This is a genomic window from Nonomuraea helvata (assembly GCF_039535785.1).
Lineage (GTDB): Bacteria > Actinomycetota > Actinomycetes > Streptosporangiales > Streptosporangiaceae > Nonomuraea > Nonomuraea helvata.
Window position 1 is genome coordinate 784,784 of the sequence record NZ_BAAAXV010000001.1, and the last position, 25,138, is coordinate 809,921.

Here is a 25,138-nt window from a genome sequence, read left to right on the forward strand (position 1 = left end):
TCCCAGCGAACGTTCAGGCAGCGCGTCCCGGCGGAACCGCTCAGCCGACGCGCGGAGCGCCCGCCTGGGCGGCGGCCGCGCCGCCGGTCGTCGCGGGAAGGGTGAGGCGATGGGAGGTCTTGGCGCGGGCGCCGCGGCGGGAGATGTAGTCCAACGTCCGGAAGTCGACCGAGAGCTCGTCACGGGTCAGCTTCGCCATGAGGTATCCACGCCGCTGGTCGATGAACGAGATGTGCGGGTTCTCCTGGAGCGCCTCCGCGATCCACGTACGGTCCCGGTACCCGTCACCGTCGCTGGCGATCGACGAGGCCACCAGCTCCCTGGCCACCACCGGCGAGTCCGGGTCGTCGAAGTCGGTCTTGAGCTCCGCCAGATGGTGCATGTGTGCGTCCCCGGTCAGCACCACCGGGTTGGACGTCCCGGCCAGCGACCCCAGCAGGCGCGTGCGCTCGGCCGCGTACCCGTCCCACGAGTCCAGGTTCACCTCGCGTCCCGGGCCGACCTTGTAGTCGCGCTGCGCCATCAGGATCTGCTGCCCGAGCAGGTTCCAGCGGGTGGTCGAGCCGCGCAGCCCGCTCTCCAGCCAGCGCCACTGGTCGGCGCCGAGCAGCGTCCGCCCGGACGCCAGCCGGTCGTCGCAGCCGGCCCGTACCCCGTCCAGGCAGGCCTGGTCGTCGCGGAACTGGCGCGTGTCCAGCAGGTGGAAGCGGGCCAGGGTGCCCCAGGAGATGCGCCGGTTCACCCTGAGTACCGCCCCTTGGAGGCTGGCGCGGCGCAGCGGCATGTTCTCGTAGTACGCCCTGAACGCCTGCGCCCTGCGCCTGGTGAAGCCGGGCGCGCCCGTGCTGGAGACCGAGCCGGCCCAGTTGTTCTCGATCTCGTGGTCGTCGAACGACATCAGCCAGGGCCCCACGAGGTGTGCGGCCTGCAGGTCGTGGTCGCTCTTGTACTGGGCGTGCCGCAGCCGGTAGTCGGCGAGCGTCTCGCACTTGCCGGGCGTGTGGGTGCGTACGCGACCGGCCAGGGCCGTGTAGCCGCTGGGGCCGTACTCGTACATGTAGTCGCCGAGGAAGACGACCAGGTCCGGCTCCTGCTCGGCCAGGCGGCGGTAGGCGGTGTAGTAGCCGTGCTCGTAGTGCGCGCACGCCGCGACCGCGAACGTCAGCGGCGTCTCCCTGGTGGGCGTCGTCCTGGTGCGGCCGGCAGGCGAGAGGCGGCCCTCGCTCCTGAACCGGTAGAAGTACTCGCGCCCGGGTTCCAGCCCGGCCAGCTCGACGTGGACGCTGTGGGCGTCACGGGCCCTGGCCGTGGCCGTGCCCGACCTGACGATCGTGGAGAAGCGCTCGTCGGCCGCGACCTGCCAGTCCACGTCGATGTCGCGGGCCGGCATGCCGCCGCGGCCGTCGCCGCCCAGCGGGTCGACGGCCAGCCTGGTCCACAGGACGAAGCCGTCGGCCGAGGGGTCGCCGGAGGCCACGCCCAGCGTGAAGGGGTCGGATCTGAGGGTCCTGGCCGCCGCCGGGGTGGCCGTCTGCGGGAGGAGGAGTCCGGCTGTCGCCGCTGTCAGGAAGGCTCTGCGGTCCACGTTCACAGGTATGTCCGCCCGCGCTGACCCGGCCGTGACCGCCGAGTCAAGCGCGGGTGAACAGCATCAGTCGTCCTGGCCCTGGGTTGTTACAGCGCCGCGGAGAGCGCGCCGCGGAGCGTTGCGGCGTCCGTGAAGTGCACGCCCGTCAGGCCCGCGCGCTCGGCGCCCGCGACGTTCTCCTCGCGGTCGTCGATGAAGACGATCTTCGACGGGTCGGCGTCCAGCGCACGCACGAGCTCGTCGTAGATCTCCCGGTCGGGCTTGACCAGGCCCATCCTGCCGCTGTAGAAGCGCTGAGCGATCTCCGCGATCCAGGGCAGCTGGTCCAGGCCGTCGCCGACGCAGACGGGCGCGTTGGACAGCAGCGCCACGTTCCGTCCCGCCGCGATCAGCTCGCCGAGCAGGGCGACCGTGCCCTCGTTCGGGTACGCCCAGCTCGCGACGTCCATGGCGACCAGGCGCGCGACCTCGGTCTGGGTCGCGGGCCGGCCCAGCACCGCCGACCAGTAGGCCGGCGGGCTCAGGCTCGCCCGGTCGAACTCGAGCCGGTGCTCCCAGTAGTTCCGCTTGAAGTCCTCGGGGTCCGCGTCCACCGCGCGCGCCATGGCATCGGCGTCGGACTCGGGCTGGGGAAGGGACAGGACACCGCCGTAGTCGAAGACAATCCACGTCATGCCAGGAATGGTCGCAGATGCGGGTCCAGCGCCGGGCAGCCCAGATACTTCTCGGCGGTGTGAAAATCGATCCAGTCCAGATTGACCAGCTCTTCGGCGTCCACGCCGGTGAAGCTGACGGCCAGGTTGGGCGGGATGGCGGCGATGTCGTCCTTGTCGGCGATGTTCACCCAGCGCCTGACGCCTTTCGGGCGCTCGCCGCGGCCGTTGATGGGGGCGGGCAGGAGCTGCTCGAAGATGACGTTGCGCATGCCGAGCGGGCTGCCGAGGGTGATCAGGAGATCGATCTGGAGGTCGGGGTTCGCCCAGAGGGCCTCGTAGGTGACGACGCTGCCGAGCGAGTGGGCGATCACCACCTCGGGCCGGTTCCTCCGGATCACGTCGGCGACGACCTGCCGGCACTTCTCGCGCCTGCCCGCATCGGTGAGGTACGCCGCCACCTCCGGCGCGAACAGCTTGGCGAACGCCGCCGACCTGCCGTCCAGCCTGTCCAGCAGCCAGCCGGTGAACGACTTGAGCGCCCCCGTGACGTGCTCGCCCACGCCCCGGTTCCTCGCCCAGGCGACGAGCACCTGCTGCGCCGGCCGCTCCATGGCCGCGGCGGACCTCGGCGTCCGGCCGCCGCGGCGCCCGTCGTGCAGGTGGTGCGAGAAATAGGCGATCTCGCTGAAGTACGCCCGGGTCTCTCCCCCGAGCGCCACGTGCAGGTAGCGGTCCCACTTGATCCGCATCGCCTCGGCCGCCCCGCCCACGGACCGCCCGGCCTCGAGGTAGTAGTTGTACTTGCCGATCCCGTGCACGCCGACGATCCCGGCCACAGCGCCTCCCCACCACGTGATCTTCTCGCCGTGATGGTGGCACACGCCCCTTGCAATCCGCCATCGGCCCGCATGCCCAAACTTTAGGCTTGCCTAAAGATTTAGGTAGAGCTAAAGTGGGAACACCAGTAGGTGAGCCCGTAGCTGAGCGTCGAGAGCGAGACCGTGATGGCCTTCCGCCGGAGCACCCGCGACGAGGTGGGCGGTCTCGCCCAGAACGTCGTGGACGAGATCACCTGGTACATGCGGGAGCACAAGATCTCCCGTGCCGACCTGGCCGCGTCGATGGGCGTCTCCGCGGGCCGGGTGAGCCAGATCCTGTCCGGCGACGAGAACCTGACGCTCCGCACGCTCGAAACCGTCGTGGGCGCGCTCGGCGCCCGCCTGGAGTTCACGCTGGGCGACGCCGAGGGCTCGGAGATCCTGCTCCACGACCCCGCCGACTGACGCCGCGCCCAGCCTCATCCCGTACGCCTCATCTCGTACGCACCCCCGTGTCGCGCCGGTCCATGGTGTGCGGCACGAACGCGGGCAGCGACCGGTAGCCGGCACGGTAGGCCGCCGCCAGCAGCCGCAGCACCTCGGCCTCCGCGTCGTGCCTGAGCACCCCGTGCAGCCGCGTCAGGTCGTTCAGATACCGCTCGTACCTGGCCAGCCGCGTGTGCCGCGACCCGTTCAGCGCCGTGACGACCTTCGGGCGCGAAGCCCCGTCCTCGACCAGCGCCGCCACGTCCAGCCGCCGCTCGATCGCGTCCAGCCTGGCGTGGATCCGCTCCCGCCTGCGCTCCTCCGGTGAGAGCCGCTCGGCGATCCGGGCGTGGTAGCGGTTGGCGGCCAGGCTGAGCTCGTAGACGTTCCAGGAGTCGTCCACCCGCTTCTCGCACCAGGTCCGCTGGTCCTCGGCCATCGCCTGGTCGAGCCGGGCCAGCAGCGACACCAGCCAGAACGTCGCCGCCTCCCGCGCCAGCGAGCGCCGCTCGTCCTCCTGGCCCCGCATCTGGCTCAGCCACAGCCCGCTCGGCGCGACGGCGCCCAGCACCGTGGCGAGGTTCTCGCTCAGGACCATCCCGCTCACCAGCGCGACCCCGGCGGACAGGCAGCCCGTCAGCGTGGTGATGGCGATCGCCAGCCACCGCCCCGCCGGCCCGAACGGACGTCCCTTGCCCTGACATCGCAGGAGCAGAAATCCGACCGCGGAAACAATGGCCAATGCCACGGTCAGGCCGACCTGTGCGGCCGAGGGTGGCTGCATGGAATTTCGCCTCTCCTGCGGGACGTTCATTCCATATTCGCAGTGACGGCAGTGATTGAAAATGCCGTTGCGGGTGGCATATGTCCCTCATATACGGTTACACCCGTTTACCGAAGGAGAACAGGAGCCAGCCATGCCCGGCCCGCTGGTCGTCAACGACTCGGTCGTCATTCCCGACGCCGAGCTCGTCTGGCGTTTCTCACGTTCGTCGGGCCCCGGGGGCCAGGGCGTCAACACCACCGACAGCCGCGTGGAGCTCACCTTCGACGTGGCCGCGACCACCGCGCTGCCGCCCGCGCTCAAGGCCAGGGCGCTCGACCGGCTGGGCGCCTCCACGATCACGATCGCCGCCTCCGAATACCGCTCCCAGCTGCGCAACAGGGAGGCCGCGGCGCACCGGCTGGCGCAGCGCCTGCGCGAGGCCATCGCCCCGCCGCCGCGGCGCCGCCGCCCGACCAAGCCCAGCCGCGGCGCCGTCGAGCGCCGCATCGCCGCCAAGAAGCAGCGCTCCGACCTGAAGCGCCTGCGCCGCGAGCCCTGAGGGCCTAGGCGATCAGGCGGGGCAGGGCGGTGACGTTCTCGGACAGGTAGCCCGCCACCGCCTCGGGGATCAGATGGCGTGAGGTGATCTCCGACCGGTCCAGCCGTACGCGCTCCACCTCGTACAGCCCCCTCGACGGATCCTCGAACTCGGGCCCGTGCCGCAGCGCGGGATCCATCGACACCAGACGGCAGCCGTACACGTGCTGCGTCTTCACCTCGCCTTTCCACGGGTACGAGACCGTGACCAGAGGCGTCACCGACGACACCGTGGCGCCCAGTTCCTCGAGCATCTCCCTGTGCAGGGTGTGCTCCAGCGTGTCGTCTTCGGGCTCCACGTGTCCACCGGGGATGCTCCAGTAGATGTCACGTCCAGGCACCGTACGCCGGAAGAGCACCAGTCGTTCGTCGTGGTCGAGCAGGACACCGCGGACACTGGGTCGCATACGGCCACCCTATTTGACCGGTATGTCCTTCCGGTAGCCTAACCTACGGTACCGTAACCTGAAGGAGAAGATCTTTTATGGCGATGACTCAGACGGAGCTGCTGCACGAGCTTGAGCCGGTCGTGGCCGTGGAGCTCGACCGCCACGAGAAGATGGCCAAGGAGTGGTTCCCGCACGAGTACATCCCGTGGAGCGAGGGCCGCGACTTCGACGGCATCTACGGGGGCGAGGCGTGGCAGGAAGGCGACTCGAAGATCCCCGAGGCGGCTCGGGTCTCGCTCATCGTCAACCTCCTCACCGAGGACAACCTGCCCAGCTACCACCACGAGATCGCCAGCACGTTCGGCCGCGACGGCGCCTGGGGCACCTGGGTGCACCGGTGGACGGCCGAGGAGGACCGTCACGGCACCGCCCTGCGCGACTATCTCACGGTCACCCGGGCCGTCGACCCCGTGGCGCTCGAGCGGGCGCGCATGCACCACATGGCCAACGGCTTCACCTCCGAGTACGACACCATGCTCGGGCAGCTCGCGTACGTCTCCTTCCAGGAGCTGGCCACCCGCATCGCGCACCGCAACACCGGCAAGGCCTCCGGCGACGAGGGCTGCGAGCGGCTGCTCGCCAGGATCGCCGCCGACGAGAACCTGCACATGCTCTTCTACCGCAACCTGCTCAAGGCCGCCTTCGAGCTCGACCCCAACCAGACCATGCGCGCGGTGACGAACGTCGTCACGACGTTCCAGATGCCGGGCACGGGCATCGACGGCTTCGCCCGCAAGGCCATGATCATCGCGAACGAGGGCATCTACGACCTCCGGCTGCACCTGGACGACGTGCTGATGCCGGTGCTCAAGCAGTGGGCCGTGTTCGACAAGACGGGGCTGGACGCAGGCGGCGAGCAGGCCCGCGAGGAGCTGTCCGCGTTCCTGGCCAAGACCGAGGCCACGGCCGCCCGGTTCGTCGAGCGCCGCGATGAGCGCCGGGCACGCGCCGCGGCCGCACGCTGACCGTCGCGAAGGGCCGCCTCCCGGCGGCCCTCGCCCATGCTCCTCAGACGATCACCACGCGTACCCGAACGGCTCCCGCGGCCGGTACGGCGCCTCCAGCGCGGCGCTCTCGTCGGGGGTGAGCCCGAGCTCGGCGGCGGCCAGCGCGTCGTCGAGGTGGTGCAGCTTGGTGGCACCCACCAGGGGCACGCTCCCCTTGCCGAGCAGCCAGGCCAGCGCTACCTGGGCGGGCGGCACACCGCGCCCTTCGGCCACCGCGCGCAACGCCTCCACGACCGCCTCGCTCTCCGGCGCCCGCGCCTCGTGCTCCGCCCTGACCGTGCCGCCACCCGTCCGCCCGGTGAGCAGTCCGCGCGCCAGCGGACTGTAGGCCAGCACGCCGAGACCGGCGTCGGCGCAGTACGGGATGACCTCGCGCTCCTCCTCCCGGTAGGCCAGGTTGTAACGCGTCTGCATGGACACGAACCGGGCCCCGCCCGCCCGCCGGGCGGCGTGCTGCATCTTGGCCAGCTGCCAGCCGTACATGAGCGAGGCACCCAGATGACGCACCTTGCCGGCCCGCACCGCGTCGTCCAGCGCCGCCATCGTCTCCTCGACGGGGGTCTCCGCGTCCCAGCGGTGCACCTGGTAGAGATCGATGTGGTCGGTGCCGAGCCGCCGCAGCGAGGCGTCCACCGACGCGAGCACGTGCTTGCGTGACAGCCCGCGATCGTTCGGCCCCGGCCCCATGGGGAAGCAGACCTTCGTGGCCAGCACGTACTCCTCGCGCCTGGCGAACAGCTTCCGCAGCAGCCTCCCGGTGATCTCCTCGCTCACCCCGGAGGAGTACATGTCCGCGGTGTCGAAGAGCGTCACCCCGCCCTCGACGGCCCGCCGCACGATCGGCTCCGCCCTGTCCTCGGGCAGGAACCACGGCGCTTGCGCCGGATCCCCGTAGGACATCATGCCCAGCCCGATCGCCGACACCTTCAACCCTGACGAACCCACCCGTATGTGATCCATCGGCTCATCATGCGGCATAGCGTGTGCGCCTCTTGACCGGGAGCTGGTCTTGGACATCCCCGGCATCGGGCAGGTTTCCCGAAAACCGGAACCCCTTGGGAGCAGAGGGTGAAAATCATCGGGATTGCCGCCGGCCTCCACGCGGGGTCGTTCATCAACAGGCTGCTGGAAGCGGCGGGCGGCGAGCTGCCCAAGGGCGTCGGTTTCTCGGTGTGGTCCGGGCTGGGCGAGATCCCGCCGTACGCGCGCGGTCCCGTGCCCGCTTCCGCGCGGGAGCTCATCCGGCTGGTGGCCGCGTCCGACGCGGTGCTGCTGACGGCTCCCGAGCACAGCCTGCTGCCGGTGGAGCTGACGTACGCGCTGGACTGGATGTCGGCGCGGGACGGGCTGTCGGGCAAGCACGTGGCGGTGATCAGCGCGAGCGCCCGGGCGTGCGGCGCCATGTGGGCGCAGGCCGAGCTGTACAAGCACCTGCAGGCGGCGGGCGCCGTGGTGATGGGGGACGAGCTGGTGATCTCTCCTGCCGGCCGCCACTTCGACGAGGACGGCCACCTCGCGGATCCCGCCCTGCGTGCGCAGGTGCGCGCGGTGATCGGCCGGCTCTGCCCCGCCGAGGTCATGGAGCCCGCGCTGCTGCTCTGACCCGCCTCGCCCGGCGAAGGCGTACCGCCCGCCCCAGGGTCTCGTTACGCTCGAAGATCCCAAGGCAGGGAGGTGGACCGTCGTGCTGATCCGGTTGCTCGGCCCGGTGGAGGTCGAACGTTCCGGGCAGGTCCGGGCCGTGCGGCCGCCGCAGGTCGCGCTCGCGCTGGCCGCGCTCGCGTGGGAGGTCGGCCGGGTCGTCTCCGTCGATTCGCTCCTCGCCCGGGTCTGGGGTGATCGGGTGCCGCCCGGCGCGCGGCACACCCTCCACACGATCATCACGCGTATCCGCCGCGACGTGCTCGCCGACGACGGCGCCGTGGTCCGCCGGGTCGGGGGCTACCTGCTCGACGTGGACGAATTCGCCGTGGACGTGTCCAGGTTCCGCGGCCTCGCCGATCTGGCGGTGGCCGGGCCGGACCCGGCGCCGCCGCTGGGCGAGGCCCTGGCGCTGTGGCGCGGCGATCCGCTGACCGGGCTGCCCGGCGAATGGGTGGAACGGGCCCGCCACCGTCTGCGCGACGAACGCAGGGAGATCCTCCTGCGCTGGGCGCGGCTCGTGACCGGCCACGACCCCGTGGCCGCGGAGACGGCGCTGTCGCCGCTGGCCGAGGAGTACCCGCTCGACGAAGCGGTGGCGGCCGCGCTGATCGAGGCGCTGCACGCCGGGGGGCGGACCGCCGAGGCACTGGCGCGCTTCGCCCAGGTACGCCGCACGCTCGCCGAGGAACTGGGCGTCGAGCCGGGTACGGCGCTGCGGCACCTCCATCGCAGGCTGCTGCGGTGCGACGACGCCGCAGTGCCCGCACGAGGGCCCGCCCGCCCGGTTCCGGCGCAGCTGCCGGTCGGTCTCAGGCACTTCGTCGGGCGGACGCCCGAGCTGGAACAGCTGGCCGCGATCGCGTCCGTCGAGCGGCCGGCGACCGCGACGGTCTGCGCGATCTCCGGGCCGCCCGGGGTGGGCAAGTCGTCACTGGCGCTGCGCTGGGCCCATCTGCACCGCGACCGCTTCCCCGACGGGCAGCTGTACGCCGATCTGAGCACGGTCGACCCGGCCGACGCGAGCGTGGTCCTGCCGCGCTTCCTCGGCGCGCTGGGCGTACCCGAAGCTCAGGTGCCGTCGGGCTTCGAGGCGCAGATCGGGCTCTATCGCAGCATGCTGGACGGCCGCCGGATGCTCGTCGTGCTCGACGACGCCCGCGGCGCCGCGCAGGTCCGCCCGCTGCTCGCCACCGCGCCGGGGTGCCTGACCCTGGTCACCAGCCGTTCCGAGCTGTCCGGTCTCGCCGTCACGGCGGGTGCGCACCTGCTGAATCTCGACGTCCTGCGGGGCGACGACGCGTACCGCCTCATGGTGGCGTGGCTGGGCGAGGCACGGCCGGCGGCGGAGCCGGAGGCCGCCGCGCGGATCATCCGGCGGTGCGGCCGGCTGCCGCTCGCGCTGGCGATCGTCGCCGCCCAGCTGGCCCGGCGCACCGATCTGCCGCTGGCCGAGGTGGCCGCGGACCTGGAGCGGGCCGACACGGATCTGGAGCCGTTCGCCCACAGCGACCCAGCGATCGACCTGCGCAAGGTGTTCGGGCGCTCGTACCGGGATCTGCCCGAGGCCGCGACCCGGCTGTTCCGGCGCCTGGGGCAGCATCCCGGGCCGCACCTGCCGCTGGGCGCGGCGGCGAGCCTGGCCGCCCTGCCGGTGGAGCGCACCCGTGAGCTGGCCGCGCACCTCGACCGCGCGAACCTGGTCGAGCTCCGCTCCCCCGGCCGCCTGCGCCTGCACGACCTCCTGCGCGCGTACGCGTCGGAGCAGGCCCGCGCCGGCGACACCCGTACGGCACGGCGGGCGGCGACGCGGCGGCTGCTGGACTACTACCTGCACTCGGCGTGCGCCGCGAACGATCTGTGCTACCCGCACCGCGACAGCCTGCCGCTGGACCCGCCGGCTCGGGGCGCCGTGGCCGAGCGGTTCGACGGGCCGGCGAAGGGCCTGCGCTGGTACGCCGATGCGTCGGTGGCGCTGCCGGCGCTGCTGGCGGAGGCGACCGCGGCCGGGCTCGACCGGCACGCGTGGCAGCTCGCGTGGGCGTTCGCGGAGTTCATGCAGCGCCGCGGCCTCTGGGAGGAGATCCTGCGCGTCCAGGGGGTGGCGCTGGACGCGGCCGTACGGCTCGGCGACCGGCTGGCCCAGGCCCGCTGCCACAACAGCATCGCCCGCGCCCACGTCAGACTCGGCCGTGACAGCGAGGCGGTCGAGCACTTCGAGCAGGCGGTCGAGCTGCACCGGGACCTCGGCGAACCGGTCCTGCACGCCCACGTGCACCTGGGCCTGACCGTCGCGCTGAGCCGGTTGCGGCCCGGCGAGGCGCTGGGCCACGCGCTGCACGCGCTGGAGCTGTTCCGTGAGGCCGGCGACGCCGTCGGCGAGGCACGGGCCCTGAACAACACCGGATGGTGGCGGGCCCAGGTCGGCGAGTACGACGAGGCACTGGCCGACTGCCGCAGAGCCCAGCGGATCCTGGCCGACCTCGGGTACGCCCAGGGCGAAGGGCTCGCCTGGGACAGCGTCGGCCACGTGCTGCACCTCAAAGGCGACTTCGCGCAGGCGGTGACGTGCTTCGAGCGGGCGGCGGAGTTGCTGCGCGACTGCGACGACCTGCGCGCCGCCGGCGAGACGCTGGTCCGCCTGGGCGAGACGCACGTGCGGACGGGCGACACCGCGGCCGCGCTCGACGCGTGGAAGCGCGCGGCGGAGCTCTTCGAGGAGCTCGGCGACGCGCAGGCGGCGAAGGTCCGCGACCGCATCGCCTCCTACGACCGGCCGTGAGCTGCGGAGAGCCGGGCCGTTGAGAATTCGTTGAGAATTCGCTCAGAGCCCTGGCGCAGGCTGCGACCGGCGGCGGGACAGCGGCGTGAACCGGCGTGACCGCTGCCGCACGGGCGGGCACACGCCCGCCAGAACAACCGAAAGGAAATGGTTCATGCGCGTCGTGACCAGAATGGCCGACCGGCTCCTCGAGCGGATCGCACCGCACACTGTGGCCCGGGCGGCCGACTGCGGCTACCAGTGCTGCAAATTCCCGGCGTTCACGGCGAAGTACTGCTGCTACTACCCGGACGGCCACTCCTCCTGCGGCGGTTGCAAGTCATACGTCTACTGCTCGTAACCGCTTGTTTATCGGGTGCCCGGCTGGAGAGTCGGCCGGGCCCCTCACATGGAGGTGTCCCATGCCCTATCTGATCGCCGTCGTAGCCCTCGTCGGCGCGCTGTGCCTCGTGGATCTGGTGTTGACGCTCGGCGTGGTCCGGCGGCTACGGGAGCACACCAAGCTGCTGGACGCGCTGTTTGAAGCCGTCGATATGATGGGCGGCCCTCTCGGGGGAGGCAGGCAGCTGTCCCCTGGCGACGTCGCCGGCGATTTCGAGGCGACGACCGTGGACGGGACCCGTCTCACCCGGGACCTCCTGCCGGACGGGACAGTGGTCGCGTTCCTGTCGCCCGATTGCAGCGGCTGCCATGAGAAGTTGCCCGCCTTCGCCTCGTGGTCTGCCGGCCAGGACCGGTCTCGCGTGCTCGCGGTGATCGACAACCGATCGGGTGAGCCCGCCGAGATGGTCACCACGTTGCAGCCCGTGGCACAGGTGATCGTGGACAGTGCTGTGAGCGACGCGTTCGGCGTCCAGTCGTTCCCGACCTTCCTCCAGGTGGCCACGGGCGGCAAGCTGCTCGCGGTGGCACCTGATATCTCCCGGCTGCCGGCCGAGTCGCCCGCGTGAGCGAGCCGGCACCGACACGGCGGGAGCTGGCACGGAACGCGGTACGCGCCGCCGCGATGGTGTGGCGGTCAGCGCCGATCCATGTCCTCGGCTACCTGGCGGTCACCCTGGTGGGCTCCGCCACGCCGGTCGCCGTGGCCTGGCTGACCAAGGCCGTGCTGGACGGGGTGGCGCGCGGGCAGACGAGCGCGCTGCTCAACCTGGCGGTGGCGATCGCCGTCGTCACCGCGGTCGCCACGGCGGTGACGCACGCCGGACATTACCTGCGCGCCGAGGTGGACCGCCGCACCGCGCTGCGCGCCAAGGAGGAGCTGTTCGCGGCGGTGTGCCGCGTCACGGGGCTGGCCCCGTTCGAGAGCCCCGCCTTCCTCGACCGGCTGCGCCTGGCCGAGCAGAGCGCGAGCAACCCGGGCAGGCTGGTGGACACCGCGCTCTCCGTCGCACGCGGCACGGTGACCGTCGCCGGGTTCGTCGGCTCCCTGGCGCTGATCAACCCCGCGTTCACCGTCGTGGTCCTGCTGTCGGCCGTACCTGCTCTGATCATCGAGCTGCGGATGTCGCGGCAGCGGGTGGCGATGCTGTGGCGGATCGGGCCGGCCGAGCGCCGGGAGCTGTTCTACGCGCACCTGATGTCGACCGCGGATGCCGCCAAGGAGATCCGGCTCTTCGACCTCGGCGCCTTCCTGCGTCTTCGCATGCTGGCCGAGCTGCGGACCGCCAACGCCGCCCGCCGCCGGATGGACCAGCGGGAGTTCTCCGTGCAGGCGAGCCTGTCGGGCGCGTCGGCGATCGTGGCCGGCGCGGGACTGGTCTGGACGATCCTCGCGGCCGGCCGCGGGCAGCTCAGCGTCGGCGACGTGTCGATGTTCGTGGCGGCCGTCGCCGGTGTGCAGGCGGCGCTGAACGTCATGGTGTCAGCCGGCGTGATGGTGTACGAGCAGTTGCTGATGTTCCACCACCACGTCACGATCGTGACAGCCGAGCCCGGCCTGCCGGCGTCGTCCCAAGCCCGGTCGCTACCGCCCCTGCGCCGGGGCATCGAGCTACGCGACGTCTGGTTCCGCTACGGGCCGGACCATCCGTGGATCCTGCGCGGCGTCGATCTGTTCGTCCCGAACGGCGAGACGGTCGCGCTGGTCGGCCGCAACGGCGCCGGCAAGAGCACGCTGGTGAAGCTGCTGTGCCGGTTCTACGACCCGACCCGCGGAGCGATCCTGTGGGACGGCGTGGACATCCGCGACGTGCCGCCGGAGACGCTCCGCGCCCGGATCGGCGCCGTCTTCCAGGACTTCGTGTCGTACGAGCTGACGGCGACCGACAACATCGCGGTCGGTGACCTCCCCGCCGCGCAGGACCAGACCCGGATCGAACAGGCAGCGCGGGACGCCGGCGTCCACGACACCGTCGCGGCCCTGCCGTACGGCTATCGCACCCTGCTGAGCCGCGGGTTCCCCGCCGACGAGGAAGAGGAGCAGGAGCAGGGGGTGCTGCTCTCCGGCGGGCAGTGGCAGAGGCTGGCGCTCGCCAGGGCGTTCCTGCGCCGCGACCGCGACCTGATGATCCTCGACGAGCCCAGCGCCGGCCTGGACCCGGAGGCCGAGCACGAGGTGCACAGCCAGCTTGCGAGGCTGCGGTCCGGACGCACCAGCGTGGTCATCTCCCACCGCCTCGGCGCGGTCCGTGACGCCGACCGGATCGTGGTGCTGACCGACGGCGTCGTCGCGGAGGAGGGCACGCATGCCGCGCTGCTGGCCGAGGGCGGCACGTACGCGCAGCTGTTCACCCGGCAGGCGGCCGGCTACCTGGACGACGCGGATACAGCCGCCACTGAAACGGCGGGTGCCCCGCGATGATCGCCGGCCTCGCTCTCATCGCCGTCGCCGGTGTCGTCCTCACCGTCGTCCTGCTGCGCCGCCGGTACCTGGTGGTGACCGTCGAAGGGGAGAGCATGCTGCCGTCGTACCTGCCGGGCGAGCGCGTGCTCGTCCGGCGGACGCCGCCGGACTCACTGCGCGCCGGGCAGGTCGTCGTGCTCAGCGGCTTCGCCCATGCCCCGCCCGGCAAGCGCCCAAAGGACCCGGGCGTATCGGGACGGAGCGCCATCGACCTGAGCCTGAGCCCGCGCTGGATCATCAAGCGCGTCACGGCCGTGCCGGGTGACCCGATCCCGCGCGACACCGTCCCCGCCCTGCGCACCGCGCCGGGCACGCGGGTGCCGGCCGGGCGCCTGGTGGTGCTGGGCGACAATCCGGACCGCTCGCACGACTCCCGCCTCGCCGGGTACATGACGGCGGATCGCCTGTTCGGTGTGGTGCTGCGGAAGCTGGGATAGCCGCCGGCTCACATGCAGTCGTCCTTCAGCAGGCGATCGAGCTTGATGCTCAGGTCGAGCAGCTCGGACCGCACCGACTCGAACTCCTGCCCGATCTCCGAGCGCACGGTCGCGAACTCGTCGGCTATCCGTGTCGGGATGTGGTCGTCCTCGCCGGACGAGGCGACGAAGTGGGCGTTGACCTCCCGCCGGATGGCCGCGACCTCCACGTCGACGGCCGCGAACTGCTCGATCGTCTCGGTGCGCGCCGTCGCCAGCTGCGCCCTCACGGCGGCGATCTCCGCCTCCAGGCGCTTGCCGCGTTCGTTGATCTCGTGAAGGAGGTGCTGCTGACCATCGGCGCCGGTGAGCCGGCCGCACGTCTCGAGACCTTCGACACGGAGCTTCAGATCGAAAATCTCCGCTTGTACGTCCACCCGTGAATACCTTTGCGCTTGCTGGATGGGACGCGGCGAACCTGGCCACCGTCCCCGCTTTCAGTAACCATATGGTTGCAGTCGGTGAGCTACCTTGGGCGCAGCTCGGTGAAATCGGGGTCGATTCTTTGCCTTGGCCGTGCTAGCGGCGGTCCTCGATCTCCCAGAGGTGGTCGATGACGTGCCAGGCCAGGCGGCGCAGCGCGTAGCGCGGCGGCCAGCCGGTGGTCCGGGGCGGCTCCCACGGACGGGACAGGACCTCGGCCAGCTCCGCTCGCATCGCGTCGCGGTCGCCGGGCGACTTGTACGGCTTGTGGCGGACGTCCACTTTCCTGGCGTAGGCGCGCTCGGCGTTCAGCACGTGGTCGACGATGCGCGACAGATCCCGCCCGCCGCCGCGGGGACCCTTGCGGAGGTCCTCCGGCGAGAGGGCGGCGGTCTCGTCGAACAGGGCCCAGGCCGCCCGCAGCAGGGCCACGCCGCGTTCCGCCTCCGCCGCCGGCAGGGGCTCCTCATCCAGGTCGGGGACCGCGTACGGCGCGCCGAAGTCCGTCATGTCGCTGCCGGGGACCCGCGCCACCACCACCGGGTCGCCCGGCGAGAACTCCAGTCCGGCCCGCGCGGCGATCACGCCGTAGCGGGGCTCGTACTCCATGAGCAGGTCCAGAGCGGCCTCCTCGCCCTTGGCGACGCGGCACCAGCCGGGCCAGTCGAGCGAGCAGGCGAACACCTTCTTCGGACCGGTTTCGAGATAAACGCGGGTCATGGCACCCCAGCGTGCCACCCGTACCTGTCAGAACAGGTCAGGTTCAGATGAGGTCGATGAGGTCGGCCACCGAGTCGACCACCAGCGAGGGGCGGTAGGGGAAGCGGTCGATCTCCTCGCGCTGGGTGACGCCGGTGAGGACCAGGATCGTGTACAGGCCCGCCTCCATGCCGGAGACGATGTCGGTGTCCATGCGGTCGCCGATCATGGCGGTCGTCTCGCTGTGGCCCTCGATCTCGTTGAGGGCGCTGCGCATCATGCGGGGGTTGGGCTTGCCGACGAAGTAGGGGGCGACGCCGGTGGCCTTGGTGATGAGGGCGGCCACGGCGCCGCAGGCCGGCAACGAGCCCTCGGTGGAGGGGCCGATGGGGTCGGGGTTGGTGGCGATGAAGCGGGCGCCGCCCTCGATGAGGCGGATGGCCCGGGTGATCTGGGTGAAGCTGTAGGTGCGGGTCTCGCCGAGCACGACGTAGTCGGGGTCGAGGTCGGTGAGCACGTAGCCGACCTGGTGCAGCGCCGTCGTCAGGCCCGCCTCGCCGATCACGTACGCCGAGCCGCCCGAGCGCTGGTCGTCCAGGAACTGGGCGGTGGCCTGCGCGGAGGTCCAGATCGAGTCGGGGGGCACCTCGAGGCCCGCCCCGGCCAGGCGCACCGACAGGTCGCGCGGAGTGTAGATCGAGTTGTTCGTCAGGACCCGGAACCGCTTGCCCGACTCGCTGAGCCGTTTGATGAACTCGTCCGCCCCGGGGACCGGGCGCCCCTCGTGGACGAGGACGCCGTCCATGTCTGACAACCAGGAATCGATCCGCTTGCGCTCAGTCACACGCTCATCGTAGCGAGCGCGCCCTTTCGACTTCCCGGCCCCCACATGAACAATGTTCTTCATGACATTCACTGAAGAAGCGCTTGATATCCGGGACGAGCTCGTCGAGCTCCGTCACTCGTTGCACACCACGCCGGAGCTGGGCCTGCACCTGCCGCGTACGCAGGAGAAGGTCCTGGCCGCGCTGGAGGGCCTGCCGCTGGAGGTCAAGACGGGCACCACGCTCAGCTCCGTCACAGCGGTGCTGAGAGGCGGCAGGCCCGGACCGGCCGTGCTGCTGCGCGGGGACATGGACGCGCTGCCCGTGGCGGAGAAGAACGACCTGTCCTACACCTCGCAGCTCCCCGGCCAGATGCACGCGTGCGGGCACGACCTGCACACCGCGATGCTGGCGGGGGCGGCGCGGCTGCTGAGCGCGCGGCGTGAAGAGCTCGCGGGTGACGTGATCTTCATGTTCCAGCCCGGCGAGGAGGGCTACGAGGGCGCCAAGCACATGATCGGTGAGGGTGTGCTCGATGCGGCGGGCGCGCGGCCCGTGGCGGCGTACGGGATGCACGTCGTGTCCGCGATGCTGCCGCCGGGGCTGTTCGCGTCGCGGCCGGGGCCGATCATGGCGGCGGCGGACACGTTCCTCGTGACGGTCAAGGGGCGCGGCGGGCACGGCTCCAGCCCGCACCGCTCGCTCGACCCGATCCAGGCGGGCTGCGAGATGGTGACGGCGCTGCAGACCATGGTGACCAGGGGGTTCGACGTGTTCGACCCGGTGGTGGTGACGGTGGGCAGCTTCCACGGCGGGTCTGCGGACAACGTGATCCCCGACGAGGCCCGGTTCGAGGCCACCGTGCGCACGTTCAGCAAGGACACCCGGACGAAGGTCAAGCGCCGCCTGGTGGAGGTGGTGCGGGGCATCGCGGCGGCGCATGGGCTGGAGGTCGAGGCGTCGTTCGGGATGGGCTACCCGGTGACGGTGAACAACGAGAGTGAGGCCGCGTTCGTGGGCAGGACGGCCGACGAGCTGTTCGGTCCCGGACGGTATTTCGTGTCGCCGCAGCCGGTCATGGGCTCGGAGGACTTCTCGTACGTGCTGGAGGAGGTGCCCGGCGCGTTCGTGTTCCTGGGCGCGTGCCCGCCTGACCGGGACCCGGCCACCGCCCCCTACAACCACTCCCCCGAGGCGATCTTCGACGACTCCGTGCTGCCCGACGGAGCCGCGCTCTACGCCTCGCTCGCCCACGCCAGGCTGTCGTGACCATGCGGGCGTGGGTGGTGGCCGAGCCGGGCCCGATGGCGACGCGGCCGCTGGAGCTCGTCGAGCGGGACGTGCCCGAGCCGGGACCGGGCGAGGTCCTGGTACGGGTCGAGGCGTGCGGCGTCTGCCGCACGGACCTGCATCTGGCGGAGGGCGACCTCCAGCCGCGGCGGCCGCGGACCACGCCCGGACACCAGGTGGTGGGACGGGTGGAGGGCACCGGCGAACGGGTGGGCGTGGCCTGGCTCCGCTCCACCTGCGGCACGTGCCGCTACTGCCTGCGGGGGACGGAGAACCTCTGCCCGCGCTCCGCTTACACGGGGTGGGACGCCGACGGCGGGTACGCCGGCTACCTCGTCGCGCCCCGCGACTACGTCTATCCCCTGCCCGAGGACGTGCCCGCCGAGCGGCTGGCGCCGCTGCTGTGCGCCGGGATCATCGGCTACCGGGCGCTGCTGCGCTGCGAGCTGCCGCCGGGCGGACGGCTGGGGATCTACGGGTTCGGGGCCTCGGCGCACCTGACCGCGCAGGCCGCCATCGCCCAGGGAGCCGTCGTGCACGCGGTGACCAGATCCGCGGCCTCCAGGGCGCTCGCGCTCGAGCTGGGCGCCGCGTCCGCGGGCGACGTACCGCCCGAACCGCTGGACGCGGCCATCCTGTTTGCACCGGTAGGTACCCTGGTACCACCGGCGCTCGAAGCGCTCGACCGGGGCGGCACGTTGGCCGTCGCAGGAATTCATCTGACCGATGTGCCCGTTCTGAACTACGAGCGGCATCTCTTCCAGGAGCGCACGCTGCGCAGCGTGACGGCCAACACGAGGGCCGACGGGCGGGCCTACCTGGAGCTGGCGCTGGCGCATCCGCCACGCGTGACGACGACGCTCTACCCGTGGGAAGAGGCGGACCGCGCACTCACCGATCTGGCGAACGACCAGGTCAACGGAGCGGCCGTCTTGGTGATGAGCTGACCGATTACTTGACGGAGCTTAGCTCCACTCCGCACACTGATGAAGGAAAGTTACATTAGCCTCACAACCACTGGAGATTATTGACGCGGGTCGGGCGCGATCGTAGTGTCCGGTCAATCCCTACAGATCATCGACAGGTCCCGACATCTCCCCGGAGCGGCAAATGAAACGACTGGCAGCGGTAGTTGCGTTGCTGGGTCTTGCCACCGCGACAGCGGCGTGCAGCGGTGGTTCCACCAACAAATCCAGTGGCTCGGGCGGCGGCGGCGGCGGGCTCTTCACCACGATCGACGTGAACAGGCCCGGCATCGACGCGAGCGGCCCGGCGAACCCGTGGGCGCCGAAGGGCAACTCCTTCATCGGCTACAACGCGATGAAGCTGGGCTGGGTCAAGAACCACCTGACCGACCCGAACCAGTTCTACCCCGGCATCGCCGCCAGTTGGGAGATCGCTCCCGACAACTCCTCGGTCACCATCCACATCCAGCCGAACGCCAAGTGGTCCGACGGCAAGCCGGTGACGGCCGAGGACGTCAAGCTCTCGCTCGGACTGGCCTCGACCACCGGCAGCACCGCGTTCGCGATCACGCCGGGTGCGGCGGGCGTGGCGGCCGACGTCCAGGTAGTGGACGACAAGACGGTCAAGGTCTCCCAGGACATGAAGAACCCGAGCATGAAGTTCGCCCGGGGCGTCATGGACAACTGGGTCGTGCCCGCGCATGTCTGGAGCAGCCTGCTGCCCGCCGACTTCTGGGACAAGCTCAAGGCCTCCAGGAGCACCGGCGCCGAGGCCGACAAGGACCGCGAGGAGATCCTCGCCATCGGCCAGAAGGTGCTCGCCTTCGCCCCGCCGAAGGACGTCTCGGCCGGGCCCTTCACGCTCGAGCGGGTCAACCCCGGCGAGGCGCTGCTGGTCAAGAACAAGAACTTCTACAACGCCGCGCAGGTCGCGCCCGCGCAGGTGAAGTTCCTCAACTACAGCGGCAACGAGCAGATCTGGAACTACCTGAGCGCCGGCAAGCTCGACCACTCCGGCTTCGTCGCCGCTCCGACGGACGTGATGACCCGGATCAAGAACGCTCCCGGCTCCCAGCTGATCAAGGGCTTCTCGCCGGTGGCCGTCGGCCTGGCGTTCAACCAGGCGAAGAAGCCGTACGACAACGTGCACGTGCGGCGCGGCCTGGCCTACCTGATCGACCGCGACCAGGTGACCAAGGTGGCCTCGCCCGAGGGCGGCATCGCCGCCGTGACGACCTCCGGCATCCACCAGAAGCCCGCGCAGGAGTGGCTCGGCTCCGAGCTGTCGACCCTTGAGCCGTACAAGCACGACGTGGCCAAGGCGGAGGCCGAGTTCAAGCAGGCCGGTCTGCAGAAGAAGAACGGCAAGTGGACGCTGGCCGACGGCACGCCGTGGAAGTTCAGCATGCACGCGCCGGCCGGCTTCTCCGACTGGATCTCCGCGCAGGAGAACATCAAGAGCCAGCTCATCGAGAACGGCGTGGACGCCGAGGTCGTGACCGTGGCCGACTACCCGGTCTACCTCGAGGAGATCGCGGCCGGCAAGTACGACGCCGGCTTCTGGCTGATGGCGCTCGGCCCGGCGCCGTACGACATCTTCCAGCGTCTCTACGGCGCCTCCAACGGCTGGACCAACGTCGCCGGCAAGGTCGCGCACAGCGCCCCCGGCAAGGGCGGCAACTGGATGGGCAGCGCCGAGGAGATCGACGTCCAGGGCGTCGGCAAGGTCAACCCCGGTGAGCTCACGGCCAAGCTGAACGCGGCCACCGCCGACCAGGCCAAGCCGATCATGTTGCAGCTTGCCAAGACGGCCAACCAGGACCTGCCGGCCATCCAGCTCTGGGACTACGTGAACACGCAGTTCACCAACACCAGCCGGTTCACCGGCTGGCCGGAGCAGGACAGCGACCTCCTGCGCCTGCCCGCGGGCGTCTGGATCCAACTGGGCCTGATCAAGGCGAAGCAGTAGAGAAAGAACGCATGGTAGCTATCGCACGACGACTCGCGGGCCACCTGGCCCGCGGGATCGTCATGATCCTCGTCGTAGCCACGATCAGCTTCTTCATCGTGAGAAGCATTCCCGGCGACCCCGTCGCCGCGAACGTGCAGAAGCTGATCCAGTCGGGCATGGACCCCCAGGCGGCCGAGCAGGCGACGCGCGTGCTGTACGGGTTCCAGCCGAAGGGCTCGCTCTGGGAGCAGTACACCCAGTACATGGCCGGCCTGCTCCACTTCGACCTGGGCCAGTCGGTCACCCACGCGGGCGCGCCGGTCACCCAGGTCCTGGGTGAGGCGGCCAAGTGGACCGTCATCCCGGTGCTGGCCGGAACGCTGCTGAGCTTCCTGGTGGGCATCGTCATGGGCGTCTACGCGGCCATCAAGCGCTCGGGCAAGCTCGGCGACATCCTGGCCATCTCGGGGTCGCTGCTGCACGGCGTGCCGCAGTACGTGCTGGGCCTGCTGCTCAGCGCGATCTTCGCGACGCTGATCCCGATCCTGCCGGCTGACGGGCCCGTGGACATCCTGTTCGAGCCCGGGTTCAACGCCGGCTACATCGGCTCGCTGGTCGAGCATGCGGTGCTGCCGGTGCTGACGTACGCGCTGGCGGCCTACGGCGGATGGATCCTGGCGATGAAGTCGAGCGTGGTGACCGTGCTCGGCGACGACTTCATCCTGGCGGCGGAGCTGCGCGGGATGAAGCGGTCGATCATCTTCAGGTACATCGCGCGCAACGCGATCCTGCCGCTCTTCACGATCCTGGCGCTCTCGCTCGGCGTGCTGCTCGGCGGTGCGGTGTTCATCGAGCGGATCTTCAACTATCCGGGACTGGGCCTGCTGCTCCTCGACAGCATCACCATGCGTGACTACGCGCTGATGGGCGGGGCGTTCCTGCTGATCACGGTCTCCATCATCGTGGCGAACATCATCGCCGACCTGTTCTACTCCGTGATCGACCCGCGGGTCCGCAGCGGCGAGGAGGTGTCGGGATGAGTGTGCTCCTGGAGAGTTCGTCGACGAGCGCCACGATGCGCCGCAACTTCTGGGCGGGCGTGTGGCGGGTGATGAAGCGCAAGCCCAGCCGCATGGTGGGCGTCGTGCTCATACTCGGGTTCGTGTTCATGGGCGTGTTCGGGCCGATGTTCTACCCCGCCCAGCTGGACCGCGACCCGAACGCGATCACCAGGCCGCCGAGCTGGGAGCACTGGCTCGGCACCGACGACCAGGGCAGGGACGTGATCGCCCTGGTGGTCACCGGGTCGCGGTACGTGCTGCTGGCCGCGCTGGTGACCGCCGTCATCACCGTGGTCGTGGGCGCCGGCATCGGGCTGTTCTCCGGCTTCAAGCGGGGCCGCTGGGACAACGTGCTCATGCGGCTCACCGACATGAAGCTGACCATCCCCGGCCTGCCGCTGCTGCTGGTGCTCTCCACCGTGTGGAAGTTCAGCAGCGCGGTCCAGATGGGCCTGGTGCTGGGACTGCTCAGCTGGGGCGGCGTGGCGCGCGCGGTGCGCTCGCAGACGCTGTCGCTGCGCGAGCGGGGCTTCATCGAGGCGGCGCGCGGGCTCGGCCTGTCCACGACGCACATCGTGAGCAAGGAGCTGCTGCCCAGCATGGCGCCGTACATCGCGATGAACATGCTCATCGCGGTCACCGGCGGCGTCTACGCGCAGGTCGGCCTGTTCTTCCTGGGTGTGCTGCCGTACGAGTCGAACAACTGGGGACAGATGCTCAACACGGCCGTGTTCCGCTCGGGGGCGCTCACGGTACCGAGCGCGCTGGGCTTCCTCATCGGGCCGTTGCTGGCGATCCTGTTGTTGACGCTGGCCATCGTGCTCGTGGTCGACGCCATGGACGAGATCTTCAATCCCCGGCTGCGCGAGGAGTAGGCCGCATGAGCAAGGTTGCGCCGGGAGTGCGCATCGACGGCCTCACGGTCGTCTACAAGACCCCCGCGGGCGAGCTGCCCGCCGTCAGGAACATCAGCCTGGCCCTGGAGCCCGGCTCGATCACCGGCATCGTCGGCGAGTCGGGGTCCGGCAAGTCCACGCTGGCCCTGTCGCTGCTCAACGCCGTCCAGCCCCCGGGCAGGATCGCGGCGGGCAGCGTCGAGATCGACGGGCTCGGCGACGTGGTCGGCCTGCAGGGCGAGGCGCTGCGCAAGGCCAGGGGCAAGCACATCGGGTACGTCTTCCAGGCCGCCCAGAACTCCCTCAACCCGCTCAAGACGGTCGGCAAGCAGCTGCTCGACCTCGGCCGCTCGCACGGCGTGGAGGACCTGCGCGGTCTGGTGCGCGAGGCCAAGGAGCTGCTCGGCCGGATGGGGCTGGACGGGGCCAGGGTGCTCGACTCGCACCAGCATGAGCTGTCCGGCGGCATGCGCCAGCGGGTCGGCATCATGCTGGCGCTGGTGCTCAACGCCCACCTGGTGGTGCTGGACGAGCCCACGACCGCGCTGGACATGATCACCCAGGCGAACATCCTGAAGATCGTCCGCGAGGTCCACGCGGAGCGCGGCCTGACCACGCTCGTCATCACGCACGACATCGGCGTGGTGGCCGAGGTGGCCGACCGGCTGGCCGTCATGTACGGCGGGCGGCTGGTCGAGCAGGGCCCCACCAGGGAGGTGCTCGGCGCGCCCAAGCACCCCTACACCAGGGGCCTGATCAAGGCCATTCCCCGGCTCGTCGGCGATATCGACGAGGCCCGGGCGCTGCCGGGCCGGCCGCCGACGCTGGCGACCGTGCCGAAGGAGGGCTGCGTGTTCAGGGAGCGCTGCCCGCTGCGCATGGACGTGTGCGACACCGTCGATCCCGACGCCGTGGCGGACGGGTCCAGGGTCGTGGCCTGCCACGCCGTGACCGTGAACGTGAAGGAGCACGCATGATCACTGGGACCGGCGTCGTCAAGACGTTCAAGCAGCGCGGCAAGATGCTGGGCGCCCGTGAGGTGCGCGCGCTGCGCGGTGTCGACTTCGCGATCCCGAAGGGCGGCGCGGCCTCGTTCATCGGCGAGTCCGGGTGCGGCAAGACCACGCTGGGCCGGATCATCGCGGGGCTGGAGGACTACGACGAGGGCGAGATCCTGATCGACGGCGTCTCCATGTCGCCGCTCACGCCCAAGCAGCGCCATCCGCACTTCCGCAAGATCCAGATGATCCACCAGGACCCGTACTCGGCCCTGAACCCGACCAGGACCATCCACCAGACGCTGTACGCCCCGCTGAGCCTGCGGGCCAGGCAGACCGGGCGTCCGGGGTCGTGGATCGACGAGCGGGCGGCCGAGGTGCTGTCCCTGGTGGGGCTCGACCCCGGCACGGTGCTGTCGCGCTACCCGCACCAGCTCTCCGGCGGCATGCGGCAGCGCGTGGTCATCGCCCGCGCGCTGACCGTCGACCCGGAGATGCTCGTCGCGGACGAGGCCGTCTCGATGATCGACGTGTCGCTGCGGCTGGGCATCCTGGCGCTGCTGAAGGACCTGCGCGAGCGGCTCGGCGTGAGCGTGCTGTTCATCACGCACGACGTGGCCACGGCCCGCTACGTCGGCGACGACGGCGAGCTGTACGTCATCTACCGCGGCCAGGTCGTCGAGCGCGGACCGGTGGACACGGTCATCGCCGACCCCGTGCACCCGTACACGCAGTCGCTGCTGTCCGCGATCCCGGTGCTGCACGGCCTGGAGGAGCCCGGCGAACAGCCGGTGACGCCGCTGGAGTCGCTGGACGAGAGCCAGTCGGACGAGGGCTGCCTGTTCGCCCGCCGCTGCCCGTTCAGGGGCGAGCGGTGCACGACCGAGCGGCCGCTGCTGCACGTGTTCTCGCCTCGCGAGAACACCAATAGACACAGCACCATTGGTTTGGAGGCCGACGAAGTCGGACTCCGAACCGAGGGGGTGCCGCAGGAGCACGCGTGCTTCTACCCCGCGCGCCGCAACGTGATCGCCCGCCCGATGAGCGAGGTGTGATGTCCCACGCCGTGCGGGCCGCGGATCTCACAGTGGCGGCCGAGGTCGCCACCGCCGCGCTGACGCTGGACGCCGCCGAGGCCGCCGGCCTGGTCGGCTACCTGGCGCGCCCTCCGGCGGAGCGGCGCTGGACGGCGCTGGCCACCGACGGCGGCGTGGTGATGGCGTCGCTGTCGGCCGTGGACCCGGCGGCCGGGCACATCGACCTGCTGGCCGTGCACCCCTCCGTGCAGGGGCAGGGGCGCGGGCGGGCGCTGGTGCGGGCGGCCGAGGAGTGGCTGCGGGACCAGGGCGCGCGGCAGGGGCGCTTCGCCGGCAACCCGCCGTGCTACGCCTGGCCGGGCGTCGACGTACGCTACACCGCCGCCGCCTGCCTCGCCGAGAGCCTCGGCTACGAGCGCTACGACGTGGCCTGGAACATGACGGCCGACCTGAGCGCCGACGCCGACCTGTCCGTCGAGGACGAGGTGCGGCGCCTGGAGGAGTCCGGGGTGCGGGTGCTCGAGGCCGGTGAGGACCGGGAGCGCGTCGCCGCGTTCGTCGGCAAGCACTGGAACGAGCGCTGGGCCTGGGAGGCCACGCACGCGGCCGGGCTGCACTACGCCGAGCGCGACGGGCACGTCCTGGGCTTCGCCGCCTGGGGCGCCCGGCCCGGCTGGTTCGGGCCGATGGGGACCTCGCCGGACGCCCGCGGGCTGGGCGTGGGACGTGTGCTGCTGCGCAGGTGCCTGGCGGACCAGCGGGCCGCCGGGCAGGCCAGCGCGCAGATCGGGTGGGTAGGGCCGCTGCGGTTCTACTCGCACGCCGTCGGCGCGCGAGCGGAACGCGTCTTCTGGCTCTACCGGCGCGACCTGGCGTGATGCCG

Annotated in this window: 26 protein-coding genes; 17 read left to right on the top strand and 9 right to left on the bottom strand. The window is 70.9% G+C overall.

Annotated elements, in window-relative coordinates:
- Positions 1-40: 40 nt before the first annotated feature.
- The 3 genes from ABD830_RS03465 to ABD830_RS03475 all read right to left on the bottom strand — a co-directional run bounded on the left by ABD830_RS03465 (position 41) and on the right by ABD830_RS03475 (position 3,080).
- The gene (locus ABD830_RS03465; protein ID WP_344984819.1) at positions 41-1,585 is read right to left on the bottom strand and encodes an alkaline phosphatase D family protein; all 1,545 of its coding nucleotides are present in this window, start codon (positions 1,583-1,585) and stop codon (positions 41-43) included.
- An 89-nt stretch (positions 1,586-1,674) separates the two neighbouring features.
- Entirely contained in the window at positions 1,675-2,262 is a 588-nt protein-coding gene (locus tag ABD830_RS03470) for an HAD family hydrolase (protein ID WP_344984820.1), read from the bottom strand.
- Positions 2,259-3,080, bottom strand: coding sequence for a hypothetical protein (locus tag ABD830_RS03475; protein ID WP_344984821.1), 822 nt, complete (start codon positions 3,078-3,080; stop codon positions 2,259-2,261). Before ABD830_RS03475 ends, ABD830_RS03470 begins: the two co-directional genes overlap by 4 nt.
- A 168-nt stretch (positions 3,081-3,248) precedes the next feature.
- Between ABD830_RS03475 and ABD830_RS03480 the strand changes: the two genes are divergently transcribed.
- Positions 3,249-3,527: a helix-turn-helix domain-containing protein gene (locus ABD830_RS03480; protein WP_344984822.1), complete on the top strand. Its 279-nt coding sequence runs from the start codon at positions 3,249-3,251 to the stop codon at positions 3,525-3,527.
- A 28-nt stretch (positions 3,528-3,555) separates the two neighbouring features.
- Here the strand turns inward: ABD830_RS03480 and ABD830_RS03485 are convergent, their stop codons facing one another.
- Positions 3,556-4,332, bottom strand: coding sequence for a hypothetical protein (locus tag ABD830_RS03485; protein ID WP_344984823.1), 777 nt, complete (start codon positions 4,330-4,332; stop codon positions 3,556-3,558).
- A gap of 133 nt (positions 4,333-4,465) precedes the next feature.
- Here ABD830_RS03485 and arfB point away from each other — a divergent pair, with 133 nt between their 5' ends.
- Positions 4,466-4,873, top strand: a complete 408-nt coding sequence (arfB, locus tag ABD830_RS03490; RefSeq protein ID WP_378520879.1) for an alternative ribosome rescue aminoacyl-tRNA hydrolase ArfB — start codon at positions 4,466-4,468, stop codon at positions 4,871-4,873.
- Positions 4,874-4,877: 4 nt separating this feature from the next.
- Here the strand turns inward: arfB and ABD830_RS03495 are convergent, their stop codons facing one another.
- Positions 4,878-5,318, bottom strand: coding sequence for an NUDIX domain-containing protein (locus ABD830_RS03495; protein WP_344984824.1), 441 nt, complete (start codon positions 5,316-5,318; stop codon positions 4,878-4,880).
- A gap of 77 nt (positions 5,319-5,395) precedes the next feature.
- Here ABD830_RS03495 and ABD830_RS03500 point away from each other — a divergent pair, with 77 nt between their 5' ends.
- Positions 5,396-6,325, top strand: a complete 930-nt coding sequence (locus tag ABD830_RS03500) for an acyl-ACP desaturase (RefSeq protein WP_344984825.1) — start codon at positions 5,396-5,398, stop codon at positions 6,323-6,325.
- 51 nt (positions 6,326-6,376) lie between these two features.
- Here ABD830_RS03500 and ABD830_RS03505 read toward each other — a convergent pair whose 3' ends face one another.
- The gene (locus ABD830_RS03505) at positions 6,377-7,327 is read right to left on the bottom strand and encodes an aldo/keto reductase (RefSeq protein WP_344984826.1); all 951 of its coding nucleotides are present in this window, start codon (positions 7,325-7,327) and stop codon (positions 6,377-6,379) included.
- A gap of 108 nt (positions 7,328-7,435) precedes the next feature.
- Here ABD830_RS03505 and ABD830_RS03510 point away from each other — a divergent pair, with 108 nt between their 5' ends.
- The 6 genes from ABD830_RS03510 (at position 7,436) to ABD830_RS03535 (ending at position 14,072) form a co-directional block, all read left to right on the top strand.
- Positions 7,436-7,969, top strand: a complete 534-nt coding sequence (locus tag ABD830_RS03510) for an NADPH-dependent FMN reductase (RefSeq protein WP_344984827.1) — start codon at positions 7,436-7,438, stop codon at positions 7,967-7,969.
- Positions 7,970-8,051: 82 nt separating this feature from the next.
- The gene (locus ABD830_RS03515) at positions 8,052-10,790 is read left to right on the top strand and encodes an AfsR/SARP family transcriptional regulator (protein WP_344984828.1); all 2,739 of its coding nucleotides are present in this window, start codon (positions 8,052-8,054) and stop codon (positions 10,788-10,790) included.
- Between the two features lie 154 nt (positions 10,791-10,944).
- Positions 10,945-11,130: a hypothetical protein gene (locus ABD830_RS03520; RefSeq protein WP_344984829.1), complete on the top strand. Its 186-nt coding sequence runs from the start codon at positions 10,945-10,947 to the stop codon at positions 11,128-11,130.
- Between the two features lie 61 nt (positions 11,131-11,191).
- The gene (locus tag ABD830_RS03525) at positions 11,192-11,740 is read left to right on the top strand and encodes a thioredoxin domain-containing protein (protein ID WP_344984830.1); all 549 of its coding nucleotides are present in this window, start codon (positions 11,192-11,194) and stop codon (positions 11,738-11,740) included.
- A complete protein-coding gene (locus ABD830_RS03530; protein WP_344984831.1) occupies positions 11,737-13,593 on the top strand; it encodes an ABC transporter ATP-binding protein in 1,857 nt (618 codons plus the stop codon). Before ABD830_RS03525 ends, ABD830_RS03530 begins: the two co-directional genes overlap by 4 nt.
- Positions 13,590-14,072 (top strand): S26 family signal peptidase, encoded by a 483-nt coding sequence (locus ABD830_RS03535; protein ID WP_344984833.1) that lies wholly within the window; start codon positions 13,590-13,592, stop codon positions 14,070-14,072. The genes ABD830_RS03530 and ABD830_RS03535 overlap by 4 nt, the downstream gene beginning before the upstream one ends.
- Before the next feature lie 8 nt (positions 14,073-14,080).
- On the opposite strand, the gene ABD830_RS03540 is transcribed toward ABD830_RS03535, so the two are convergent.
- The 3 genes from ABD830_RS03540 to ABD830_RS03550 form a co-directional block, all read right to left on the bottom strand.
- Positions 14,081-14,488, bottom strand: a complete 408-nt coding sequence (locus ABD830_RS03540; protein ID WP_344984835.1) for a hypothetical protein — start codon at positions 14,486-14,488, stop codon at positions 14,081-14,083.
- 142 nt (positions 14,489-14,630) lie between these two features.
- Complete coding sequence (locus ABD830_RS03545; protein ID WP_344984838.1) at positions 14,631-15,254, bottom strand: hypothetical protein; 624 nt, start codon at positions 15,252-15,254, stop codon at positions 14,631-14,633.
- A 43-nt stretch (positions 15,255-15,297) separates the two neighbouring features.
- Entirely contained in the window at positions 15,298-16,077 is a 780-nt protein-coding gene (locus ABD830_RS03550) for an HAD-IIA family hydrolase (protein WP_378520880.1), read from the bottom strand.
- Between the two features lie 61 nt (positions 16,078-16,138).
- Here ABD830_RS03550 and ABD830_RS03555 point away from each other — a divergent pair, with 61 nt between their 5' ends.
- The 8 genes from ABD830_RS03555 (at position 16,139) to ABD830_RS03590 (ending at position 25,133) form a co-directional block, all read left to right on the top strand.
- The gene (locus tag ABD830_RS03555; RefSeq protein ID WP_344984839.1) at positions 16,139-17,326 is read left to right on the top strand and encodes a M20 metallopeptidase family protein; all 1,188 of its coding nucleotides are present in this window, start codon (positions 16,139-16,141) and stop codon (positions 17,324-17,326) included.
- A gap of 2 nt (positions 17,327-17,328) precedes the next feature.
- Positions 17,329-18,294 carry a zinc-dependent alcohol dehydrogenase family protein gene (locus ABD830_RS03560; RefSeq protein WP_344987615.1) on the top strand — a complete coding sequence of 322 codons (966 nt, stop codon included), beginning with the start codon at positions 17,329-17,331 and terminating at the stop codon, positions 18,292-18,294.
- 163 nt (positions 18,295-18,457) lie between these two features.
- The gene (locus tag ABD830_RS03565) at positions 18,458-20,281 is read left to right on the top strand and encodes an ABC transporter substrate-binding protein (protein WP_344984840.1); all 1,824 of its coding nucleotides are present in this window, start codon (positions 18,458-18,460) and stop codon (positions 20,279-20,281) included.
- 11 nt (positions 20,282-20,292) lie between these two features.
- Complete coding sequence (locus ABD830_RS03570; protein WP_344984841.1) at positions 20,293-21,303, top strand: ABC transporter permease; 1,011 nt, start codon at positions 20,293-20,295, stop codon at positions 21,301-21,303.
- Positions 21,300-22,199 (top strand): ABC transporter permease, encoded by a 900-nt coding sequence (locus ABD830_RS03575; protein WP_344984842.1) that lies wholly within the window; start codon positions 21,300-21,302, stop codon positions 22,197-22,199. The genes ABD830_RS03570 and ABD830_RS03575 overlap by 4 nt, the downstream gene beginning before the upstream one ends.
- Before the next feature lie 5 nt (positions 22,200-22,204).
- The gene (locus tag ABD830_RS03580; RefSeq protein WP_344984843.1) at positions 22,205-23,197 is read left to right on the top strand and encodes an ABC transporter ATP-binding protein; all 993 of its coding nucleotides are present in this window, start codon (positions 22,205-22,207) and stop codon (positions 23,195-23,197) included.
- Positions 23,194-24,273, top strand: coding sequence for an ABC transporter ATP-binding protein (locus ABD830_RS03585; RefSeq protein WP_344984844.1), 1,080 nt, complete (start codon positions 23,194-23,196; stop codon positions 24,271-24,273). Before ABD830_RS03580 ends, ABD830_RS03585 begins: the two co-directional genes overlap by 4 nt.
- Positions 24,273-25,133, top strand: coding sequence for a GNAT family N-acetyltransferase (locus ABD830_RS03590; protein ID WP_344984845.1), 861 nt, complete (start codon positions 24,273-24,275; stop codon positions 25,131-25,133). The genes ABD830_RS03585 and ABD830_RS03590 overlap by 1 nt, the downstream gene beginning before the upstream one ends.
- Positions 25,134-25,138: the final 5 nt, after the last annotated feature.

Bases quoted from the DNA above. Each gene is read 5' to 3' on its own strand.
- ABD830_RS03505 (WP_344984826.1), bottom strand. From the start codon at position 7,327: ATGGATCACATACGGGTGGGTTCGTCAGGGTTGAAGGTGTCGGCGATC.
- ABD830_RS03485 (WP_344984823.1), bottom strand. From the start codon at position 4,332: ATGCAGCCACCCTCGGCCGCACAGGTCGGCCTGACCGTGGCATTGGCC.
- ABD830_RS03500 (WP_344984825.1), top strand. From the start codon at position 5,396: ATGGCGATGACTCAGACGGAGCTGCTGCACGAGCTTGAGCCGGTCGTG.
- ABD830_RS03565 (WP_344984840.1), top strand. From the start codon at position 18,458: ATGAAACGACTGGCAGCGGTAGTTGCGTTGCTGGGTCTTGCCACCGCG.
- ABD830_RS03555 (WP_344984839.1), top strand. From the start codon at position 16,139: ATGACATTCACTGAAGAAGCGCTTGATATCCGGGACGAGCTCGTCGAG.
- ABD830_RS03575 (WP_344984842.1), top strand. From the start codon at position 21,300: ATGAGTGTGCTCCTGGAGAGTTCGTCGACGAGCGCCACGATGCGCCGC.
- arfB (WP_378520879.1), top strand. From the start codon at position 4,466: ATGCCCGGCCCGCTGGTCGTCAACGACTCGGTCGTCATTCCCGACGCC.
- ABD830_RS03585 (WP_344984844.1), top strand. From the start codon at position 23,194: ATGATCACTGGGACCGGCGTCGTCAAGACGTTCAAGCAGCGCGGCAAG.
- ABD830_RS03545 (WP_344984838.1), bottom strand. From the start codon at position 15,254: ATGACCCGCGTTTATCTCGAAACCGGTCCGAAGAAGGTGTTCGCCTGC.
- ABD830_RS03580 (WP_344984843.1), top strand. From the start codon at position 22,205: ATGAGCAAGGTTGCGCCGGGAGTGCGCATCGACGGCCTCACGGTCGTC.
- ABD830_RS03535 (WP_344984833.1), top strand. From the start codon at position 13,590: ATGATCGCCGGCCTCGCTCTCATCGCCGTCGCCGGTGTCGTCCTCACC.
- ABD830_RS03570 (WP_344984841.1), top strand. From the start codon at position 20,293: ATGGTAGCTATCGCACGACGACTCGCGGGCCACCTGGCCCGCGGGATC.
- ABD830_RS03470 (WP_344984820.1), bottom strand. From the start codon at position 2,262: ATGACGTGGATTGTCTTCGACTACGGCGGTGTCCTGTCCCTTCCCCAG.
- ABD830_RS03480 (WP_344984822.1), top strand. From the start codon at position 3,249: ATGGCCTTCCGCCGGAGCACCCGCGACGAGGTGGGCGGTCTCGCCCAG.
- ABD830_RS03560 (WP_344987615.1), top strand. From the start codon at position 17,329: ATGCGGGCGTGGGTGGTGGCCGAGCCGGGCCCGATGGCGACGCGGCCG.
- ABD830_RS03525 (WP_344984830.1), top strand. From the start codon at position 11,192: ATGCCCTATCTGATCGCCGTCGTAGCCCTCGTCGGCGCGCTGTGCCTC.
- ABD830_RS03590 (WP_344984845.1), top strand. From the start codon at position 24,273: ATGTCCCACGCCGTGCGGGCCGCGGATCTCACAGTGGCGGCCGAGGTC.
- ABD830_RS03520 (WP_344984829.1), top strand. From the start codon at position 10,945: ATGCGCGTCGTGACCAGAATGGCCGACCGGCTCCTCGAGCGGATCGCA.
- ABD830_RS03495 (WP_344984824.1), bottom strand. From the start codon at position 5,318: ATGCGACCCAGTGTCCGCGGTGTCCTGCTCGACCACGACGAACGACTG.